The 21,377-nt window shown below is 28.1% G+C and carries 22 protein-coding genes, 2 tRNA genes and 3 pseudogenes; 22 read left to right on the top strand and 5 right to left on the bottom strand.

The window, feature by feature from the left end; all coding sequences use genetic code 11:
* Window positions 1-70 precede the first annotated feature (70 nt).
* The 4 genes and pseudogenes from N5A56_RS06910 to guaB all read left to right on the top strand — a co-directional run bounded on the left by N5A56_RS06910 (window position 71) and on the right by guaB (window position 3,923).
* A complete protein-coding gene (locus tag N5A56_RS06910; protein WP_265724795.1) occupies window positions 71-1,258 on the top strand; it encodes a porin in 1,188 nt (395 codons plus the stop codon).
* Window positions 1,259-1,352: 94 nt separating this feature from the next.
* On the top strand, window positions 1,353-1,889 hold the full coding sequence (locus tag N5A56_RS06905; RefSeq protein WP_265724794.1) for an FMN-binding protein: 537 nt from the start codon (window positions 1,353-1,355) through the stop codon (window positions 1,887-1,889).
* On the top strand, window positions 1,889-2,392 hold the full coding sequence (locus N5A56_RS06900; protein WP_274270289.1) for a hypothetical protein: 504 nt from the start codon (window positions 1,889-1,891) through the stop codon (window positions 2,390-2,392). Before N5A56_RS06905 ends, N5A56_RS06900 begins: the two co-directional genes overlap by 1 nt.
* A gap of 56 nt (window positions 2,393-2,448) precedes the next feature.
* Window positions 2,449-3,923: pseudogene (guaB, locus tag N5A56_RS06895) on the top strand (IMP dehydrogenase).
* 461 nt (window positions 3,924-4,384) lie between these two features.
* On the opposite strand, the gene N5A56_RS06890 reads toward guaB, so the two are convergent.
* The 3 genes from N5A56_RS06890 to N5A56_RS06880 all read right to left on the bottom strand — a co-directional run bounded on the left by N5A56_RS06890 (window position 4,385) and on the right by N5A56_RS06880 (window position 5,464).
* A complete protein-coding gene (locus N5A56_RS06890) occupies window positions 4,385-5,188 on the bottom strand; it encodes a carboxypeptidase-like regulatory domain-containing protein (RefSeq protein WP_265724791.1) in 804 nt (267 codons plus the stop codon).
* Between the two features lie 73 nt (window positions 5,189-5,261).
* Window positions 5,262-5,345 (bottom strand) — tRNA-Leu (locus N5A56_RS06885).
* A gap of 46 nt (window positions 5,346-5,391) precedes the next feature.
* Window positions 5,392-5,464, bottom strand: a tRNA-Lys gene (locus tag N5A56_RS06880).
* Between the two features lie 94 nt (window positions 5,465-5,558).
* Here N5A56_RS06880 and N5A56_RS06875 point away from each other — a divergent pair.
* Window positions 5,559-6,074: a shikimate kinase gene (locus tag N5A56_RS06875; protein WP_265724790.1), complete on the top strand. Its 516-nt coding sequence runs from the start codon at window positions 5,559-5,561 to the stop codon at window positions 6,072-6,074.
* Here the strand turns inward: N5A56_RS06875 and N5A56_RS06870 are convergent.
* Entirely contained in the window at window positions 6,066-6,569 is a 504-nt protein-coding gene (locus N5A56_RS06870) for a phosphoribosyltransferase domain-containing protein (RefSeq protein WP_265724789.1), read from the bottom strand. The two genes, N5A56_RS06875 and N5A56_RS06870, sit on opposite strands and share 9 nt — an antisense overlap.
* Complete coding sequence (locus N5A56_RS06865; RefSeq protein WP_265724788.1) at window positions 6,566-6,946, bottom strand: RNA-binding S4 domain-containing protein; 381 nt, start codon at window positions 6,944-6,946, stop codon at window positions 6,566-6,568. Before N5A56_RS06865 ends, N5A56_RS06870 begins: the two co-directional genes overlap by 4 nt.
* A gap of 79 nt (window positions 6,947-7,025) precedes the next feature.
* Between N5A56_RS06865 and N5A56_RS06860 the strand changes: the two genes are divergently transcribed.
* The 17 genes and pseudogenes from N5A56_RS06860 to N5A56_RS06780 all read left to right on the top strand — a co-directional run bounded on the left by N5A56_RS06860 (window position 7,026) and on the right by N5A56_RS06780 (window position 21,027).
* On the top strand, window positions 7,026-7,904 hold the full coding sequence (locus N5A56_RS06860) for an FKBP-type peptidyl-prolyl cis-trans isomerase (protein WP_265724787.1): 879 nt from the start codon (window positions 7,026-7,028) through the stop codon (window positions 7,902-7,904).
* A 321-nt stretch (window positions 7,905-8,225) separates the two neighbouring features.
* Window positions 8,226-9,083 carry an ATP phosphoribosyltransferase gene (gene hisG / locus N5A56_RS06855; protein ID WP_265724786.1) on the top strand — a complete coding sequence of 286 codons (858 nt, stop codon included), beginning with the start codon at window positions 8,226-8,228 and terminating at the stop codon, window positions 9,081-9,083.
* Window positions 9,084-9,190: 107 nt separating this feature from the next.
* Entirely contained in the window at window positions 9,191-10,471 is a 1,281-nt protein-coding gene (gene hisD / locus N5A56_RS06850) for a histidinol dehydrogenase (RefSeq protein ID WP_265724785.1), read from the top strand.
* 162 nt (window positions 10,472-10,633) lie between these two features.
* Window positions 10,634-11,683 carry a histidinol-phosphate transaminase gene (gene hisC / locus N5A56_RS06845; protein ID WP_265724784.1) on the top strand — a complete coding sequence of 350 codons (1,050 nt, stop codon included), beginning with the start codon at window positions 10,634-10,636 and terminating at the stop codon, window positions 11,681-11,683.
* Between the two features lie 128 nt (window positions 11,684-11,811).
* Window positions 11,812-12,015: pseudogene (locus tag N5A56_RS06840) on the top strand (GIY-YIG nuclease family protein); the annotation flags it as partial.
* 45 nt (window positions 12,016-12,060) lie between these two features.
* The gene (gene hisB / locus N5A56_RS06835) at window positions 12,061-13,197 is read left to right on the top strand and encodes a bifunctional histidinol-phosphatase/imidazoleglycerol-phosphate dehydratase HisB (RefSeq protein WP_265724783.1); all 1,137 of its coding nucleotides are present in this window, start codon (window positions 12,061-12,063) and stop codon (window positions 13,195-13,197) included.
* 78 nt (window positions 13,198-13,275) lie between these two features.
* Window positions 13,276-13,857, top strand: coding sequence for an imidazole glycerol phosphate synthase subunit HisH (gene hisH, locus N5A56_RS06830; RefSeq protein ID WP_265724782.1), 582 nt, complete (start codon window positions 13,276-13,278; stop codon window positions 13,855-13,857).
* Between the two features lie 46 nt (window positions 13,858-13,903).
* Window positions 13,904-14,182, top strand: coding sequence for a GIY-YIG nuclease family protein (locus N5A56_RS06825; protein WP_265724781.1), 279 nt, complete (start codon window positions 13,904-13,906; stop codon window positions 14,180-14,182).
* 43 nt (window positions 14,183-14,225) lie between these two features.
* Window positions 14,226-14,963: a 1-(5-phosphoribosyl)-5-[(5-phosphoribosylamino)methylideneamino]imidazole-4-carboxamide isomerase gene (gene hisA, locus N5A56_RS06820; protein WP_274270288.1), complete on the top strand. Its 738-nt coding sequence runs from the start codon at window positions 14,226-14,228 to the stop codon at window positions 14,961-14,963.
* Between the two features lie 81 nt (window positions 14,964-15,044).
* Window positions 15,045-15,800: an imidazole glycerol phosphate synthase subunit HisF gene (gene hisF / locus N5A56_RS06815; RefSeq protein WP_265726104.1), complete on the top strand. Its 756-nt coding sequence runs from the start codon at window positions 15,045-15,047 to the stop codon at window positions 15,798-15,800.
* Between the two features lie 16 nt (window positions 15,801-15,816).
* Entirely contained in the window at window positions 15,817-16,278 is a 462-nt protein-coding gene (locus tag N5A56_RS06810) for a GNAT family N-acetyltransferase (protein WP_265724780.1), read from the top strand.
* Window positions 16,278-16,877 (top strand): bifunctional phosphoribosyl-AMP cyclohydrolase/phosphoribosyl-ATP diphosphatase HisIE, encoded by a 600-nt coding sequence (gene hisIE / locus N5A56_RS06805; RefSeq protein ID WP_265724779.1) that lies wholly within the window; start codon window positions 16,278-16,280, stop codon window positions 16,875-16,877. The genes N5A56_RS06810 and hisIE overlap by 1 nt, the downstream gene beginning before the upstream one ends.
* 179 nt (window positions 16,878-17,056) lie before the next feature.
* A complete protein-coding gene (locus N5A56_RS06800; RefSeq protein ID WP_265724778.1) occupies window positions 17,057-17,464 on the top strand; it encodes a response regulator in 408 nt (135 codons plus the stop codon).
* A pseudogene (locus tag N5A56_RS17390) lies at window positions 17,464-17,996 on the top strand (heme NO-binding domain-containing protein); the annotation flags it as partial. The gene N5A56_RS06800 and the pseudogene N5A56_RS17390, both read left to right, overlap by 1 nt.
* A 6-nt stretch (window positions 17,997-18,002) precedes the next feature.
* Window positions 18,003-19,985: a PAS domain-containing sensor histidine kinase gene (locus N5A56_RS06790; protein WP_265724776.1), complete on the top strand. Its 1,983-nt coding sequence runs from the start codon at window positions 18,003-18,005 to the stop codon at window positions 19,983-19,985.
* A gap of 2 nt (window positions 19,986-19,987) precedes the next feature.
* Complete coding sequence (locus N5A56_RS06785; protein WP_265724775.1) at window positions 19,988-20,305, top strand: Hpt domain-containing protein; 318 nt, start codon at window positions 19,988-19,990, stop codon at window positions 20,303-20,305.
* Window positions 20,306-20,316: 11 nt separating this feature from the next.
* Window positions 20,317-21,027, top strand: a complete 711-nt coding sequence (locus tag N5A56_RS06780; RefSeq protein ID WP_265724774.1) for a LytR/AlgR family response regulator transcription factor — start codon at window positions 20,317-20,319, stop codon at window positions 21,025-21,027.
* Window positions 21,028-21,377: the final 350 nt, after the last annotated feature.

Genomic DNA, 21,377 nt, shown 5'->3' with positions numbered 1-21,377 from the left:
TAGTTTATTTTAGAGTGTATATTTGCACCCGAATTACAAACTATTTATATTAAATCTAAATTAATTTAAAATGAGAAAATTTTTAACTTTTGCAATTGCTGTAGCTTCAACTATAAGTTTTTCAGCACAAAACAGTCAAAGAGATTCAATTAATAATCCAAATAACCAAGTAAATACTGCTCAACGTATTTTAAACGGAAATATAAACACAAAAGGTGTTACAGTTGGAGGTTATGGAGAATTAACTTATAATAGAAAAAATGGAGAAAATGCAGAAGTAGATGTACAACGTTTAGTTTTATTATTTGGATATAAGTTTGATGAAAGAACACAATTTATTACTGAAGTTGAATTTGAACATGTAAAAGAAGTATATGTAGAACAAGCTTTTTTACAATATTCAGTTAGCGATAATGTAAATTTAAGAGCTGGTTTAATGTTAGTTCCTATGGGAATCGTAAATGAATATCATGAACCTACTACTTTTAATGGAGTAGAAAGACCAAGTGTAGATGGTTCTATTATTCCAACTACATGGAGAGAATTAGGAGTAGGTGTTTCTGGTAGATATAATGAGGCTTCTTTACGTTATCAAGCATATATATTTAATGGTTTCTTATCTTCAACTTCAGATGGAAACGGAAATATTACTGGAGGTAAAATTGGAGGAAGTAAAGGTTTAAGAGGCGGAAGGCAAAAAGGAGCTAAGTCTACTATGAATAATCTTAATTTTTCTGGTAAACTAGATTATTATGGTTTACCTGGACTTCGTTTAGGTTTGTCTGGGTATTTTGGAAGAACTCAATCACCTGCAGACATAGAGGATGTAGCTGGAGCAGATGTAGGATTATCTATGCTTGGTGTAGATGCACGTTATGCTTATCAAAGATTTACTGCTAGAGGACAATTTATTCATGGTAGTTTAACAGATACAGAAGCTTATAATAATGCTACTAATTCTAAATTAGGAAGTGCTTTACAAGGTTATTATTTAGAAGCTACTTATAATTTATTACCTCAAAATAAAAGACAACAACTTTTTGGTTTTGTTAGATATGAAGATTTTGATACTCATGCATCTGTAGATGGTAATTTAACAAAAGACTTAAGCTATGATAGACAAGAATGGACTTTAGGCTTAAGCTATAAAATTGCACCTGGAGCAGTTATCAAAGGAGATTATCAGATTAAAAATAATGCTGTAGTAGGAGCTTCTACTGTAAACCAATTAAACTTAGGTTTAGGAGTTTGGTTTTAAAAAATATTATTTGTTAACTTGAGTAAAGTCGGTTCAATATTAATTTGAATCGACTTTTCTTTTTATTTAGACTAATTCTAATTATTTTTGCAATATGATTTTAAAACGATGTTTCTCTTTTTCAATTATAGCTCTATGTTTCCTTTTTCTATCATTTACTTTACCAGATAAAATATTAAAAAAAGTAAATAAAGAAATTGAAAAAACTTTTGATATAAAGGACTTTAAACTAAAATTAGTTTCTGTAAATGATTCTATATTAAAAAAATTATCTAAAACTACAAAAATAGATCATCTTTATAAAATAGAAAAAGACAACTCTATTATTGGTTACGCTTTTGTTGACAAAGCTCCTAGTAAAACGGATGAATTTGATTATTTAATTCTATTGGATAGAAACTTAATTATTGCTAAAACAAAAATCTTAATATATAGAGAAGATTATGGAGGAGAAATAGGCAGCAAACGTTGGTTAAAGCAATTTATAGGTAAAAGTTCTTCTGATAAATTAAAATATGAAAAAGATATTATTGCTATTTCTGGAGCAACTATTTCTGCACTATCTATGACCAAATCTGTTAATTCTTTTTTAATTGATTTAGCCATTTTACATAAAAACAATGCTATATAATGGATTTTTCTGGTGTTATTTATCAATTCCCAAAAGAAATAAAATTTCTAATTATTGCTTTTGTTTGTACATTAAGTATTGGTTTTTATAGTGGAATTTCTTTTGTAAAATCTACAACTAACGCAAATCCTACAGGAATTGAACAGCGTTATTTAGGTAACGAAGAAGATGAAAGCGCTACAAAAATGATGTTTAAAAAATCTGAAGGCGAAATTATGACTACTGTGCATAGCCATATTCTATCGCTTTCTGTTGTTTTCTTTTTAATTGCTATAATATTATCTACAACAGAAATTAATCAAAAATTAAAACTTTTTTTAATGGTTGAACCTTTTATTTCTCTAGTTTTAACTTTCGGAGGTATTTATTTTTTATGGAAAGAAATACATTGGATGAAATATATAATTATGATTTCAGGTTTTTTAATGACGATGTCATATACCATATCGATATTTATAATTTTCAAGCAGGTTTTAGTTTCAAAAAAACTAGCATTCATTTAATATGTAATTTCATATATTAATTGTAAATTTGCACGCAATTATACCTTAATTGCAACATGACAGCACACAACAACAAAATTTTAGGAGAAGGATTAACATATGATGATGTTTTATTAGTTCCAGCTTTTCCGAAGTACTTCCAAGAGAAGTAAGTATTCAAACAAAATTTACTAGAAATATTACTATAAATGTACCAATAGCTTCTGCAGCTATGGATACCGTTACAGAATCTGCACTGGCTATTGCTATTGCAAGGGAAGGTGGTATTGGGGTTTTACATAAAAACATGACTATAGAACAACAAGCTCATGAAGTAAGACGTGTAAAACGTGCAGAAAGTGGAATGATTCTAGATCCAGTAACTTTACCTTTAACAGCAGTAGTTATAGATGCTAAGGCGTTTATGAAAGAACATAGTATTGGTGGTATACCAATTGTTGATGAAGATGGAATTCTAAAAGGTATAGTAACCAATAGAGATCTTCGTTTTGAACATGATAATAATAGGCCAATTATTGAAGTAATGACAAGTGAAAACTTAGTTACTGCTGATGTTGGAACATCGTTAAGCGATGCTGAAAAGATTCTTCAAAATTATAAAATTGAAAAACTTTTAATTGTAGATAAAGATTATAAATTAAAAGGTTTAATAACATTTAGAGATATTACTAAAGTTACACAAAAACCTATTGCTAATAAAGATTCTTTTGGTAGATTAAGAGTTGCTGCCGCTTTAGGAGTTACTGGAGATGCGGTTGAAAGAGCAGAAGCTTTAGTAAAAGCAGGAGTAGATGCTGTAATTATAGATACTGCACATGGTCATACTAAAGGTGTTGTAGAAGTTCTTAAAATAGTTAAGAATAAATTTCCTGAATTAGATGTTGTTGTAGGTAATATTGCTACTGCGGAAGCCGCAAAATACTTAGTGGAAGCTGGAGCAGATGCTGTAAAAGTAGGTATTGGCCCTGGATCAATATGTACAACGAGAGTTGTGGCTGGTGTTGGTTTTCCTCAGTTTTCTGCTGTTTTAGAAGTGGCTGCAGCAATTAAAGGAAGTGGTGTACCAGTAATTGCAGACGGAGGAATTCGTTATACAGGTGATATTCCTAAAGCAATTGCAGCGGGTGCAGATTCTGTTATGTTAGGTTCTCTTTTAGCAGGAACTAAAGAATCTCCAGGTGAAACGATTATATATGAAGGAAGAAAATTTAAGTCATATAGAGGTATGGGGTCTGTAGAAGCTATGAAAAAAGGGTCTAAAGATCGTTATTTTCAGGATGTAGAAGATGATATTAAAAAATTAGTTCCAGAAGGGATTGTAGGTCGTGTACCTTATAAAGGTGAATTATTTGAAAGTATTCACCAATTTATTGGAGGTTTACGCGCAGGAATGGGATATTGTGGAGCAAAAGATGTGGAAACTTTAAAAGAAACAGGTAAATTTGTAAGAATTACTGCTAGCGGAATTAATGAAAGTCATCCACATGATGTGGCAATTACTAAAGAAGCACCAAATTATAGTAGAAGGTAAGTAATTTAAATTCTATTGTCTAGTTCTGAATAATTGATACAGATTAATAAAGGATTAAATTTAATAATCAAAACTGAACAATGACATCATTGTTCAGTTTTTTTGATTTATAAGTTTTCATTTCTATTTTTTGATATAAGTTAAGAATTATTCAAAAGTTTTATCAGTTTATTATTCTTAAGTTTTGTTAGTTGCAATTCCTTTTGTGTAAAATATTGATTTACAGAAAAAAAATCAGTGAGAAATAGAATATAATTTTCATAAAATATCCTTAATAAAAAAACTTTACTTAAAATTATGTTAAAGACTTAAATAAATTGTAACTAAAATAAAAGATGTGCGTCTTACAATTATATAACTAGAATATCAGAAAAGGTAAATAGTTAGAAATTAGTTAGTTTTTAATAGTTGATTAGAGCCAAAAGCAATTTGTTTTTGGCTCTTTTCAATTTTAAGAATTGTTAGTTTTTTACAGGAATTTTATCTCTCTCAATTTTACCTTTTTTAAGAGCCTTATAATTTTCATAACAATCTAAAATGGCCTCAATCATTTGTAAATCTGATGCTTTTTTTATAAAATATTCAGAATAATTACAATCTGTTAAAAGTTCTGTTAACTCTTGTCTATCCATATCTAGGTATTCCATCATTACTTCTCTATCAAATTTACCTGCTAACATTTTACGTAAATCATCTTCTTTTTTTAGTTTTTGAAGTTTTTTAAGTTGTTTTGGTTTTTTACCAAACATACTGTATAAAAAATCTACAGGCTGAAATAAAGCAGCAATAGGTGAGGAGAAGTTTTTACTCTTAGGTTTACCTACTTCATAAGTTTGTGGTAATCCATTTATATGAATTCTAGTAAATCTATCTTTAGGAACTTGCTTTATATCAATTTCTAAAACTCCAATCAATTTGGTCGACTTTATAACCACTTCCTTTATTTCTTCAGGTTTTTCGTAAAGAGCAATCTCTAATTCATTTCCTTTTAATAAATCGTTTGTTATTTTTAATTTAATGGAAGAATAACCTAAATAAGAGACTAAAATAGTATCATTAGCTTTTGTAGCCAATTCAAAATAACCTTTATCATTTGTTATAGTTCCTTGAACTGAGTTTAAGTTTAAAACGTGAGCAGCACTTAAAACGCGTTTATTTTCGGCATGTATAATCTGACCTTTTAATATAGTAGATCTAATACTGTCTTTTTGAGAAAATGTGCTTAAACTTAAGAATAAACACAGAATAAATAGATTTCTTTGCATAAATGCAAAATTAAGTATAAAACAGTATAGAAAGGTTAATATTTTGTGAAGAAGTCAAATAATTCTAAAAAAGTGCGCGTAACTGGAGTCGAACCAGCACGTTCTTACGAACACAAGCCCCTCAAGCCTGCGCGTCTACCAATTCCGCCATACGCGCTTAATAGAATTAAAAAAAAGTTAAGCAAAATGCTTAACTTTCTTTGTGACCGGGCTGGGGCTCGAACCCAGGACCCTCTCCTTAAAAGGGAGATGCTCTACCAACTGAGCTACCAGGTCAAAATTAATTGAGGTGCAAATATACTATCAATCATTTAAATTAGACACAAAAAAATGAATAATTTTTATCGATATTTGTAGAAAATCAAAAAAAGTGAAAATTGTATTATTAGGCTATATGGCATCTGGTAAATCTAGTATAGGAAAAAGACTTTCTAAAAAGCTGTCTTTTAAATTTATAGATCTAGATGACTATATTATTGACAAGGAAAAAATGTCTATTTCTGATATTTTTAAATTTAAAGGAGAAGTGTATTTTAGGTTGATAGAAAACAAATATTTGATAGAAATTTTAAAAAATAATGAAAATTTTATCCTTTCTTTAGGAGGAGGAACGCCTTGTTATGCAAATAACATGGAAGAAATTAACAAAGAAAACACGATTTCTATTTATTTAGAAGGAAACACTGCTACAATGATTGAACGTTTAATAAGAAAAAAGGCAAAAAGACCTTTAATAGCTTCTTTATCAGATGATAAAATTCCAGAATTTGTAGCAAAACATCTATTTGAAAGACGTCCTTACTATGAACAAGCAAAAATGAAAGTTAAAATTGATAATAAAACGAAAAAAGAAGTAACTAAAGAGTTACAAATTCTCTTAAACTAAATAAGCTTTAGCTTCTTTTTCAAAAAAATCAATTTGTATATGTTCTTTAATAGAAGTAGATAAAGAAATGCCCTTAAAATCTGCTTTTACTGGATATTTTTTATGGTTTCTATTTACTAAAACAGCAGTTTTAAATCTTTTTAAAGGTACATCTAAAAAATGTTTAACACCATAAATTAAAGTTGTACCAGAATTTAAAACATCGTCAACTAAAACTAAAGATTTATTTTTATACTCTTTAACATTAATAGAAGTGGTAATTTTTTCTAAAGGCTTTTTCTTGTTAATGTTTACCTTACAAAGAGTAACATTTAATAAAGAAATTTCATTTAAAGTATTAACTAATTTTTCAGCAAAAATATAACCATTACCTACAATACCAGCTATAATAACTTCTTTTTCGCTGCTATTACTTTCATAGATTTGATAAGCAATTCTTTTAATTTTTTGATTAATCTGAATTGTATCTAGTATAATATTGTTTTCTGTTGTCATAAGTTTTCTGTTGTATCTTCTTGATAGCCTTCTATATCTCTTCTGTCTTTTTTTGTAGGTCTTCCTGTTCCTTTTTTGCGATAATAATCTTTCGCAAATTTTAAAAGTTCATTCTTCTCAAAAGCTTCTTTTGGTGTTATATCTTTTCTATATAAATCTACTATTTTAGCACCAACTCTACTTTCTGGTAAATCTAAAACTTTTATTTGATAATTTATTTGATTTTTTCGAACAGTAATAAGTTCATTTCCATAAATATCTTTTGAGGGTTTAACATTTGAGTTCTCAATTTTAACTTGCCCTTTCTTACATGCAGTAGTAGCAATATTTCTTGTTTTAAAAACACGAATACACCATAAATATTTATCAATTCTCATAAAAAAAGTTAAAATATAACTATTGTCTTTTTACAAAGGTATAAAATTGGTAAATTGCGCGCTCAAAATTTATGCATAAATGATTAAAATAAAAAATTTAGTTGCAATTGTAATCTTTACAATGCTAATTTACTCTTGTGACGATAATAATAATGGTATTATAGTCGATAATTTTGACCACGAAGGTCAGGCTTTAATAGATAGCGATTCTTTAATCAAGTTTTTAAAGAACCATTATTACAATACTTCATTAGATTCTGTTAAAGCTCTAGCCTTAGGAGAAACACCACTTTTTGAAGACAATAATTTAAACTCAATGGTTGTTACAGAAAATGAAATTGATTATACATTATATTATTATGTAAATAGTGTAGGTAATCCAAATCCTGCTAAAGGGCATCCTACCGTTATGGATTCTGTTTATGTAAAATATTATGGGCAAAGAATTATTGATACAGATAGTATAAGTCCATCTTTTGATAGTAATGTAAACGGAAGCTGGTTTGGTTTGAATAATGTAATCAGAGGTTGGTCTTATGGATTTACAAAATTTAAAGGAGGAAAAAATATTACAAATAACGGGCCTATTACTTATGAAAATGGAGGTAAAGGTATTTTATTTATCCCTTCTGGAATTGCTTATAGAAATGTAGGAAATGGAAATATTTTGGCTAATGAAAATTTAATGTTTTATATTAATTTATTTGATGTTGTTGAAGATACAGATCATGATAATGATGGGATAGCGTCTATTAATGAAGACCCTAACGATAATAATGACCCTAGAGATGATGATACTGATTCTAATGGAGTCCCAAATTTTTTCGATTCTGATGATGATGGAGATGGAGTTTTAACGAAAGATGAAGATGCTAATGGAGACGGAAATCCTGCTAATGATTTTAGTGATCCCAATAATCCAACTTTAGCAGATTATTTAAACCCGGATATTAAATAAATATTTAAAATTTGATAAATAATTAATTTTATCATTTTATTTGGTTAATTAAAAATAATTTTAGAATATTTGCATATCAAAAAAAAGACATGAACTTTATTCAAAAACATCATCATCATTTTTACAATTGCAGTCAAGCGATTTAAAAATGTATTGAATAAAATCAAGATATTTAAAAACCCGTTTGAGCAAATCAAACGGGTTTTTTTATTTATAATTTTAAATGAAAATTATAAATAATTCTGAAGAAATTCAGAATCTTAAAAAACAAGTTTGATTGTTCTAATATTTGTAAGAATAATTAAAATAAAAAAAACTAAAATGAGTAAATTAAGAATTGCAGTACAAAAATCAGGAAGATTAAATGAAGATTCAATGAGAATCTTAAAAGACATTGGTATTTCTATAGACAATGGAAAAGATCAGTTAAAAGCATCTGCAAGAGACTTTCCTGTAGAAGTTTTCTATTTAAGAAATGGAGATATTCCTCAATATTTAAAAGATGGAGTAGTAGATGCAGCCATTATTGGAGAAAATGTTTTAATTGAAAAAGGAGCTGATATTGAGTTTATAGAACGTTTAGGATTCTCTAAATGTAAAGTTTCAATTGCAGTTCCTAAAGACTCTGATGCTAATTCCTTAAAAGATTTAAGCGGTAAAAGAATTGCTACTTCGTATCCAAAAACGGTTCAGAAATTTTTAAAAGAACAAAATATTAAAGCTCAATTACACCAAATTAATGGTTCTGTAGAAATTGCACCAAATATTGGTTTGGCAGACGGAATTTGCGATATAGTTTCTAGTGGTTCAACATTATTTAAAAACGGTTTAAAAGAGATTGAAGTTTTGTTAAAGTCAGAAGCAGTTTTAGCAGTTTCACCAGCAATTACTGATGAAAGAATGGCAATTTTAAAGAAAATTCAGTTCAGAATTCAGTCTGTTTTAAAAGGAAGAAATTCTAAGTATGTGTTGTTAAATGCACCCAACGATAAATTAGATGCAATTTTAAATTTATTACCAGGAATGAGAAGTCCAACGGTTTTACCTTTAGCAGAAAAAGGTTGGAGTTCGGTTCACACAGTAATTAACAAAAACGATTTTTGGGAAATTATTGATGAATTAAAAGCAAATGGAGCAGAAGGAATTTTAGTGTGTCCAATTGAAAAAATGGTGCTTTAATAGATTTTTAAAAATCTATTAAAGCATACTGAACTTGATTCAGCTTCATTTAAATTATAAAATATAAGATCCTGAATCAAGTTCAGGATTGATTAACAAGTTAATCAATGAAAATTATAAATAATCCATCAAGAAAAGACTGGACTCAAATTCTTCAAAGACCAACAAAAACGGTTGATGATATAGAAGGTATCGTAAATGAGGTTTTTGCAGATATTCAACAAAATGGAGATGCTGCAATTGCTAAATACACAACAAAGTTTGATGGTGTTTCTTTAGAAAATACAATTGTTTCAGAAAAAGAAATAAAAGAAGCCATTAATTTAGTTTCTAATGATTTAAAAACCGCTATTTCAGTTGCTAAAGAAAATATTACAAAATTTCATGCAGCACAAAAAACCGAAAAGGTATTTGTAGAAACTACAAATGGTGTTGAATGTTGGCAAGAAAAAAGACCAATTTCTAAAGTTGGTTTGTATATTCCTGGTGGAACAGCACCTTTATTTTCAACAGTATTAATGTTGGCAATTCCTGCAAATATTGCTGGTTGTAAAGAAATTGTATTGTGTTCTCCACCCAATAAAGAAGGGAAAATAAATCCAGCTATTTTATATGCCGCAAATTTATGTGGCGTTACTAAAATTATTAAAGTCGGAGGAATTCAAGCAATTGCAGGTATGACTTTTGGAACGGAATCAATTCCGCAAGTTTATAAAATATTCGGACCAGGAAATCAGTTTGTTACTGTTGCAAAACAAATTGCAACAAAACACGGTGTTGCAATTGATATGCCAGCTGGACCAAGTGAATTATTAGTAGTTGCAGATAATTCTGCAAATGCAAGTTATGTTGCTTCAGATTTATTAAGTCAGGCAGAACACGGAGCGGACAGCCAAGTAATTTTGGTTTCAGATTCAATTAATTTTATCGAATCCGTTACAAGTGAGATAAAAAAACAGGTCTTAGACTTGCCAAGAAAAGAAATTGCTAAAAAAGCATTAGCAAATTCGAAAGCAATTTTAATAGAAGATGTAGATGAAGCATTCAATTTAATCAACAATTATGGACCTGAACATTTAATTATTTCAACTAAAAATGATGCTTTTTTCGTTGATAATATAGAAAATGCAGGATCAGTTTTTATTGGAGAATATACGCCAGAAAGTGCAGGAGATTATGCTTCTGGAACCAATCATACTTTACCAACAAACGGATTTTCAAAATCATATTCTGGAGTTAATTTAGATAGTTTTACTAAAAGTATAACGTTTCAGAAAATATCTAAAGAAGGAATTAAATCAATTGGAAAATCTATTGAATTAATGGCAGCAGCAGAAGGTCTAGATGCTCACAAAAATGCAGTAACTATAAGGCTAAAAGACTTATAGTTACTGTGCTGAACTTGATTCAGCACCTATAAAAACAACTAAATATCATTCCGAACGAAGAATGAGGAGGAATCTCATAATAAGATTTCCCAATCGCCGAAAAATGCTCATTTCGAAATGACAAAAAAGATGCTGAAATAAATTTAGCATGACAAATAGAAAATGAAAACAAATTTCAATATAAATAATCTCGTAAGAGAAAACATTAAGTCTTTAAAGCCATATTCATCAGCGAGAGATGAATATAAAGACGCAACTACAGATGAAATGGTTTTTTTGGATGCGAATGAGAATCCGTTTGAAAATGGTGTAAATCGATATCCAGATCCACAACAAAACTCAGTTAAAGATTTGTTGTCCAACATAAAAGGAGTTTCAAAAGAAAACATTTTATTAGGAAATGGAAGTGATGAAGTTTTAGATTTAATTTTTAGGGCGTTTTGTGAACCAAATAAAGATAATATAATCACATTACCACCAACATACGGAATGTATGATGTGTTAGCGAATATCAATGCCATTGAGAACAAAAAAGTTCTTTTAACCGAGAGCTTTCAGCCAAAAGTAAATCAGATTTTAGATGCTGTAGATAAAAATAGTAAAATCTTATTTTTATGTTCACCTAATAATCCATCTGGAAATAGTTTTTCGGTAGAAATTGTAGAAGAATTATTAAATAAATTCAATGGTTTGGTTGTAATTGATGAAGCATATATTGATTTTTCTGAACAAAAAAGTTGGTTAGATAAGTTAGCAGATTTTCCGAATTTAGTAATAACACAAACTTTATCAAAAGCTTATGGTTTAGCTGGGATTAGATTAGGGGTTTGTTATTCTTCAAAAGAAATAATTTCAATTTTAAACCGAATAAAACCACCTTATAACGTAAACGAATTAACGCAGCAAAAAGCAATTGAAAGATTGTCTAAAATAAATGAAGTTCAATCGGAAGTTACAGAAATTATCAATCAAAGACAATTGTTAATTGAAAGTTTAAAAGCGGTTTCATTTATTGAAAATATTTATCCAACAGATTGTAATTTTGTACTCGTAAAAGTTGATGATGCAACAAAACGTTACAACCAATTAATCGAAAAAGGAATTGTTATTAGAAATAGAACAACACAACCTTTGTGCGAAAATTGTTTGCGTTTTACAGTTGGAATTGAATTGGAAAATGAGAAATTGATAAAAGAACTTTTATCAATTTAGAAATACTGAACTTGATTCAGGAACTTTTAATACAAAGTTAGAATATGGAAAGTAATCAAAAATACTATTGTTATTTTTTAAGTAATAAAAACAGAACAGTATTACATATTGGTTAAACAGATAATTTAAAGAGAAGAATTACTCAACATGCAAGTGGAAATGGTGCGTTATTTACGAAAAAGTATAATGCAATTGAATTAGTCTATTTTGAATGTTTTAATGAGAAAAAAGTAGCAAAAAAGAGAGAATTACAGTTAAAGAACTGGAGAAAAGATTGGAAATGGGATTTAGTAAAAGAAAATAATCCTGATTTAAAGATTTTAGAAATTTAATAAACAGATCCTGAATCAAGTTCAGGGTTGATTAACAAGTTAATCATGAAGAAAGTATTATTTATCGACCGAGACGGAACCTTGGTTTTAGAGCCACCAGTAGATTATCAGTTAGATAGTTTAGAGAAGTTAGAGTTTTATCCAAAAGTGTTTCAATATATGGCAAAAATTGCTTCAGAATTGGATTACGAATTGGTAATGGTTACAAATCAAGACGGATTGGGAACAGATTCTTTTCCTGAAGATACTTTTTGGCCTGCACAGAATAAAGTGATGTCTGCTTTCGAAAAAGAAGGTGTTGTTTTTACAGAAGTTCATATAGATAAAACGTTTCCGCATCAAAATGCTGAAACTCGTAAACCAAGAACAGGTTTATTAACGAAGTATTTTTCTGAAGATTATGATTTAGAAAACTCGTTTGTTTTAGGCGATAGAATTACAGATATGGAATTAGCCAAGAATTTAGGTGCAAAAGGTATTTATTTATCTGAAGATCCAGAATTAGGTGCTGATGAAATTGAAACTTCTAAACAAGAAATTTTAAATTCAATTGCATTAACTTCTACAGATTGGAAAACTATTTATGAGTTTTTAAAATTAGAAGATAGAGTTTCTGAAATTACTAGAAACACCAATGAAACCAAAATTTACATCAAACTAAATTTAGATGGTTCTGGTAAAAATGATATTGATACAGGTTTATCATTTTTCGATCATATGTTAGACCAAATTGGAAGACATGGAAACATGGATTTAACAATTAAGGTAAATGGTGATTTAAATGTAGATGAACACCACACTGTGGAAGATACAATGATTGCTTTGGGTGAATTATTCAACAAAGCATTAGGAAATAAACTAGGAATAGAACGTTATGGTTTTTGTTTACCAATGGATGATTGTTTGGCGCAAGTTGCTGTTGATTTTGGAGGAAGAAATTGGTTAGAATGGGCTGCAGAATTTAAAAGAGAAAAAATTGGTGACATGCCAACAGAAATGTTTTTCCACCTGTTTAAATCGTTTACAGATGGTGCAAAATGCAACTTAAATATTAAAGCTGAAGGAATAAACGAACATCATAAAATTGAAGGTATTTTTAAAGCATTTGCAAAAGCAATGAAAATGGCTGTAAAAAGAGATGCTAATAAGATGTTTTTACCATCAACAAAAGGAATGCTTTAACTTAAATTTTGAATGTTTAATTTTTAGTTTTGAGTGAATCGAACTAAACACTAATAACTTAACACTAACAACTGAATTATGAAACTCATAATTATAGATTACGGAGCAGGAAACATTAAAAGTATTCAATTTGCCTTTAAAAGATTAGGTGTTGATGCTGTTTTATCAAATAAGATTGATGAAATAAAAGCGGCTGATAAAGTAATTTTTCCTGGAGTAGGTGAAGCAAGTTCTGCAATGAAAATGTTGCAAGAAAGCGGATTAGATAAAGTAATTCCGACTTTAAAACAACCCGTTTTAGGTATCTGTTTAGGAATGCAATTAATGTGTAATTCGTCAGAAGAAGGAAACACAAAAGGATTGGGGATTTTTGATGTTGCTATAAAACGATTTTCAAATTCTGTTAAAGTTCCGCAAATGGGTTGGAATGTTATTTCTGATTTAAAATCAGATTTATTCAATGGAATAAAAGAAAACGAATTCATGTATTTAGTGCATAGTTTTTATGCAGAAAAGTGTTATGAATCTATTGCAACAACAGATTATGAAATTGAGTACGCATCTGCATTACAAAAAGATAATTTCTATGGAGTTCAATTTCATCCAGAGAAAAGTGGAGTTATAGGTTCAAAAATTCTTGAGAATTTTTTGAACCTATAACTCCATTCTGAACTTGTTTCAGAATTTTTTAAATTTTAATTTTACCATGAATTACTATTGTTACATATTATCAAATAAAAACAGAACTGTATTATATGTAGGATATACAGAAAATTTAAGTAGAAGAGTTTCTGAACATAAAAAAGGTAAAGGAGCATTATTTACAAAAAAGTATAGTGTTTGTGAATTATTATATTTTGAAGAATTTGAAGATTTAAAGGATGCAAGAAAAAGAGAAAAACAATTAAAGAATTGGCATAAAGAATGGAAATGGAATTTAATAAAAAAGTCTAATCCAAACTTAATAACATTAGAAATTGAATAAAAAGACCCTGAAACAAGTTCAGGGTTGATTAATAAATTAATCAATGAGAATAATACCAGCAATAGATATTATAGACGGAAAATGTGTTCGTTTAACAAAAGGAGATTATAACACAAAGAAAATTTATAACGAAAATCCGTTAGAAGTTGCCAAAGAATTTGAAGCAGCAGGAATCGAGTATTTACATGTTGTAGATTTAGATGGAGCAAAAGCAAGCCAAATTATCAACTATAAAGTATTAGAGCTAATTGCTTCTAAAACCAATTTAAAAATTGATTTTGGTGGTGGTTTAAAATCTGATAAAGATTTAGAAATTGCTTTTAATTCTGGAGCAAATCAAATTACTGGTGGTAGTATCGCTGTAAAAAATAGCGAAATCTTCGAAAGTTGGATTTCAAGATATGGTTCAGAAAAAATTATTTTAGGAGCAGATTTTTACCCAGATAATTCTGGTGGGAAAATTGCTACAAATGGTTGGCAAGAAGAAAGTACTTTAGAATTAATTCCTTTTATTTCTGATTATCAGCAAAAGGGAATTCAATATGTAATTTGCACAGATATTTCTAAAGACGGAATGTTACAAGGACCAAGTTTTGATACTTATAATACTATTTTATCAGAAATAAAACCTCTAAAACTAATAGCTTCAGGTGGAATTTCAACGTTTGATGAATTGCCAAAGTTGGCAGAAAATGGTTGTGAAGGTGTTATTATCGGGAAGGCTATTTATGAGAATAAAATCAGCTTAAAACAATTAGAACAATTTATAATAAATAATTAAATGTCATTGCGAGGTACGAAGCAATCTGCTACTTATAAAGAGATTGCTTTGTACCTCGCAATGACGAAGACAAATAAAAAAATGTTAACAAAAAGAATTATACCTTGTTTAGATATTAAAAACGGAAGAACTGTAAAAGGTGTAAATTTCGTTAATTTAATTGATGCTGGAGATCCAGTAGTTTTAGCAAAACAATACGCTGAATTAGGTGCAGATGAATTGGTTTTCCTAGATATTTCAGCTACTTTAGAAGGAAGAAAAACCATGTTAGAAATGGTTTTAAAGGTTGCAGAACAAGTTAATATTCCGTTTACAGTTGGTGGCGGAATTTCTTCTGTTGCTGATGTAGATTTATTATTAAAATCTGGTGCAGATAAAGTTTCAATAAATTCTTCTGCTATAAAAAGACCCGAGTTGGTGAATGAATTAGCAGAAAAATTTGGAAATCAATGTGTAGTGGTAGCTATAGATGCAAAACAAATAGATGGAGAATGGATTGTGCATTTAGCAGGTGGAACAATTCCAACAGAATTAAATCTATTTGATTGGGCAAAAGAAGTTGAAAAACGTGGTGCAGGAGAAATTTTATTTACATCCATGAATAATGATGGAACAAAAGCAGGTTTTGCAAATGAAGCTTTAGCTAAATTATCAATAGAATTAAATATACCAATTATAGCTTCTGGTGGCGCAGGAACAGTTCAACATTTTATAGATACTTTCGAAACAGGAAAGTCGGATGCAGCTTTAGCAGCAAGTGTTTTTCACTTTGGAGAAATACAAATTTTAGAGTTGAAAAAAGAGTTGAAAAAGCAGAATATTCTTGTTAGACTTTAGTATTAAATAATAAGATATGAAAGAATTACTAATTAAAAGCTACGAAGATAAATACCATCAGCAATTTAAAGAGATTTCTTTAAATTGGTTGCATGCACACAATTTGTATGAAAAAGCAGATGATGATTTATTAGATAATCCTCAAAAATTTTTAGATAAAGGAAGTTTTATCTTTTTAGCACATTTTAATTCTAAAATTGTTGGAACAATCAGTTTAGTTCCTGTTAATGATACTACCTTTGAAATTCTGAAATTAGGTGTTGTAGATGGATATAAAGGTTTAGGCATAGGAAATAAATTAATGCAAACTTGTATTGATATTTGTAAAGAGAAAAATATAGAAATACTTACATTAGAATCTAGTAGTAAGTTAGAAAGCGCTTTAAAATTATACGAAAAGTTAGGTTTTAAACATGTAGAAATAGTAGATGTACATTTTGAATCTGCTGATGTAAAAATGGAGTTAAAATTAAAATAATGACAATAGATTTCAATAAAAATAACGACGGATTAGTGCCAGCAATCATTCAAGATGCAACAACAAAAAATGTATTGATGTTAGGGTATATGAATGAGGAAGCATTCAAAAAAACTCAAGAAACAAAGTTAGTTACTTTCTTTTCTAGAACTAAAAAACGTTTGTGGACTAAAGGCGAAGAAAGTGGAAATGTATTAAATTTAGTTGATATTAAATTAGATTGCGATAATGATACTTTATTGATTTCTGTAAATCCTAATGGGCCAACATGTCATAAAGGAACAGACACTTGCTGGAATGAAGAAAACAATTCAAATTTCGGTTTCTTTTCTACTTTAGAAAATGTAATTACAGAAAGAGTTGCCAATAAAGGCACTCAAAAATCTTATGTAGCAAGTTTATTTGCAAAAGGAATTAATAAAGTAGCACAAAAAGTAGGAGAGGAAGCAGTTGAAACTGTAATCGAAGCCATGGATAATAACGACGAGCTGTTTTTATATGAATCGGCAGATTTATTATTTCATTATTTAATGTTGTTACAAGCAAAAGGGTTCACTTTAAAAGATATTGAAGCAGAATTAAAGAAAAGGCAGAAATAATTACCTTAACTTTTTAGTTAATAATTCTCTATAATTATTAACTATAATTCTTTGTTTTTAATAATTAACCAATTCATCTATATTAAATTACTGTTCGTCGGTAGAAAAAAGCTATTGAATATAATTTTTTAACAATAAAACATTATAATAGTAAATTTACTCAACAGTAATAGTTTATTATGTTGACAAAAGAGTTAGAAATTTTACTAATAGATGATGATAGAATTGAAGTGATGAAACTTAACAGGGCTTTGGGGCCAGAAAGTAATCATTCTATAACTATTGCTCAAAATGGTTCTGAAGCATTAGACCTTTTAAAAAATTATCAGCCGAATATTATTTTATTAGATTTAAATATGCCCGATACTAATGGGATAGAGTTTTTATCTATTTTAAAAAACAATGAAAGTTTAAAACACATACCAACTATCGTTTTAACTACTTCTAATAACAATAATGATATTTCTGAATGCTATAAAATAGGAATTGCAGGATATTATCTTAAACCTTTGAAATATGAAGATTATGAGGAGAAAATAGCAATAATATTAAAATATTGGAGTTTAAGCGAATTTAAAATATTATAATGAAAGGAATAGTTTTTACAGAGTTTTTAGATTTAGTCGAAGACAAATTTGGAATTGAAATGGTTGATAAAATAATTATGCAATCTAATTTAGATTCAGAAGGAGCTTATACTTCTATAGGAACTTATAGTTTCTCAGAAATGTTACAGTTACTTCAGAACTTAAGTTCAAATACAGAAATTTCAATTGATAATTTATTATTAATTTATGCAGAACATTTTTTTCGGTTTTAAGAGATAGTTATCCAGGTTTATTAGAAACTTATAAAGACCCAATAGAAATGTTAGCTTCAATTGAAGATCATATTCATGTTGAAGTTAGAAAAATATATCCAGATGCAGAGTTGCCCACTTTTATTGTAGAGCATAAAAATGAAAACTCATTAATAATGGTTTATAAATCTAATAGAGCTATGCATCATTTTGGGTTGGGTTTAATGAATAAAACATTTGAACACTTTAATAGTTCTGCAGAAATAGTATTAGAAAAAATTAATGAAAACGGTACAGAAGTAAGATTTTTTATCAATAAAGAATTAGTGGATAAAGAGAAAGTAAACATATTAGAAAGAGCTCTTTTAAGAGAACGAAAAGCGAGAAAACAAGCTGAAAAAATTCTTGAAGTAAAATCGTTAGAATTATTTAACACAACAATACAGTTAGAAAAAGCCAATACAAAACTAGAACACCTTTTGGTAGAGAAAACTTCTCAATTAAAAGGTGTTTTTAAAAATATAAATGATGCTTATTGTATTATAGATTTTTCAGGAAAAATTCTTGAAATGAATGACTCTACTATTCAACTTTTAGGGTGCAATAATGATGAAGAAGAACTAAACTTAAAAGATTTTTTATTTCAATCAAATATAAATGAAGTTTTAAGTGATTTTCTTTTAATTAAAGAAAAAGGGGAACTTAAAGATTTTAAAATTCAAATAATATCTAGGGACAATATTATTAAAGATCTCAATATAAATGCAAGTTTAGTAATAAACGACGAAGGTGATGTTTTCGCTATTCAAGGAATAGCAAGAGATATTACTATTGAAAACGTAGATAAAAACAAACTATTAGAATCTGAGAATAGACTAAAAAATTTAATTTTAAACCTTAATAACGCTATTTTTTTAGAAGATGAAAATAGAGTTGCACTTTTAGTAAATAAAAAATTATGTGATTTATTTTATATGCCAGAATCACCAGAGCAGTACATTGGACAAGATATGTCAAATGGAGCTGAGCAAAGTAAACTTCTTTTTGAAAACCCAAATGAATTTGTAATTCGATATGAAGAAATTATTGAAAAAAGAGAAGTTGTTTTAGGAGAAGAAATAAGGATGGCAGATGGTAAAATTCTTGAGAGAAACTACATACCTGTTTATAAAAATGGAGTTTTTAAAGGTCAGTTATGGAGTTTTAACGATGTAACTTTAGAAAGAAATTTTTATAGAAATATAGAAGCCCAAAAGCAAAAGTACGGCGATATTATTGCGAATATGAACCTAGGTTTATTGGAAGTAAATAATGAGGGAGAAATTCTTTTAGTAAACCAGAGTTTTAGTGCTATGTCTGGTTATAGTGAAAAAGAATTAATAGGTGAAAAAGCGATTAAACTATTTCCTTTAAATGTTTTGGAAAAAAGGGTAAAGCAAGAGCAGTTAATGAAAGTTAATGAAGAATCGAAATCATTTGAAATTACTGCAAAAACAAAAAAAGGTGAAAAAAGGTTTTGGTTAGTGAGTAGAGCATCTAACTATAATGTAAACGGAAAGATTACTGGAGCTGTAGAAATTTACTTAGACATAACAGATTTAAAAAATTTAGAAATACAAAAAGGTAATTTATTAAATAAATTAGAAAAAAGTAATAGTGAACTTCAAGAATATGCTCATATAGTATCTCACGATTTAAAATCTCCATTAAGAAGTATTTCTGCATTAACCAATTGGATTAAAACAGATAACAAAGAAAAGTTTGACGATTTTAGTTTGCAAAACTTTGATGATATAGAAAATACCTTAGAAGTTATGGATAATTTAATTTCTAGTATTTTAGAATATTCAAGTATAACATCTGGTAATGAGGAAGTTAATGAGGAAGTGGACTTTAATTTTTTAATTAAAGAATTAAAAACAGTATTGTATATACCTGAAAATATTTCTGTTAATATTTTAAACACTTTACCAGTTATAAAAGGAGATAAGGTTAAGTTTCAACAATTATTTCAAAATTTAATTAGTAATGCAATTAAATTTAATAATAAAGAAAAAGGAATTATAAATATAAAGGTAAATGAACGCTCTTCTTTTTATGAGTTTTCTGTATCCGATAATGGAATGGGAATTGAAAAAAAGCATTTTGATAAGATTTTCAAAATTTTTCAATCTCTTAAAAAAGCAAAAAACTCTAGCGGAATAGGATTATCAATAGTTAAAAAGATTGTTAGCTTATATAAAGGTGAAATTTGGCTTGAATCTGAAATTAATAAAGGAACAACATTTTATTTTACAATTAAAAAATAATTATGGAACAACCAAATTTATCATATATAACTAAGATATCTAAAGGAGATAAAGATTTTGAAAAAAGTTTTATTCAAGTTGTTAAAGAAGATTTATTAGATGATATCAAAAATTATCATTTCTATATAAAAGAGAATAATTTAAAAAAAACGAAAGAAAACGTTCATAAGATAAAACATAAAATGAGTATTTTAGGACTTGTAAAAAGTTACGAAATTACTAATGATTATGAAAATAATTTACGAGAAAATAGTTTAGAAAATAGAGCGTATTTTGAAAGCATGTTACCAATTATGGTAAATTTTATAAAAACATTATAAAAAATTAAAAGATGGATTGTATAATAGTTGATGATGAAATTACTGCTAGAATTATTATTAGAAAGATAATTGAAGATGTTAATGATTTAAATATTGTTGGTGATTTTTCTAACGCAATGCAGGCTATTAAGTTTTTAAATAAAAATAAAGTTGATGTTATTTTTTTAGATATTCATATGCCCGATTTTACGGGGTTTGATTTTATTGATAGTTTAAAAGAACCACCAAAAATTGTTCTAACTACTTCAGATAGAAATTTTGCAGTAGAAGCTTTTGAATATAAATTTGTTGTAGATTACTTAGTAAAACCTTTAGAGTTAGATCGTTTTGAAAAAGCAATTGATAAAGTGAAATCTTTTGCATTAACTTCTGATTCAACTTCACAACAAAAACCAAACGTAGAACAATCTAAAGATTCTTTTTATGTAAATATAGATAGAAGATTAGTTAAAATAGATATTCCTAGTATATATGTAGTTGAGGCAAGAGGTGATTATGTTAAGATTAAAACAGATGATAAAAATCATGTAGTTCATTGTCCTTTAAAAAAGATAGAAGAAAAATTACCTACAGATACTTTTTTAAAGGTTCATAGATCTTACATCATAAACCTTAATAAAATTGTAGATATTGAAGATAATAGTATATTAATTAAGCAAGATGTTATTCCGGTTAGTAGATCTAACAGAAACGAACTAAAACGTAGATTGGATTTATTGTAGTAAACAGTTTTGCTAAGCAAAAGGAATTAAAACCCCATATTATTTATTTAATATGGGGTTTTATTTTACCTCTTAACTATAGATTGCTTTTATCTAATATTGACGAATGGTAATCGTCATTACTCAATAGTACCTTGCCGAAAACAAAACATAAAGATGCTGCTAGTATGATATAATCGATACTAGATAATCAACAAATAACTCAATTTTAATTTGAAAATAAGTTATTAACTCTGATTTTAAGATTATTAAGATTTAATATTTATTTAAAATTACCTAATTAATCTGTAAGGCAAAAGAGAATTCTTTTGCCTTTTTTATTTACATTAAAAGAATTATTTAACTATTCA

Origin of the sequence: Polaribacter ponticola (assembly GCF_026191475.2) — a bacterium.
Classification (GTDB): Bacteria; Bacteroidota; Bacteroidia; order Flavobacteriales; family Flavobacteriaceae; genus Polaribacter; species Polaribacter ponticola.
Note: the sequence above shows the minus strand (reverse complement) of the source record. Positions and strands in the feature narration are given on the sequence as shown.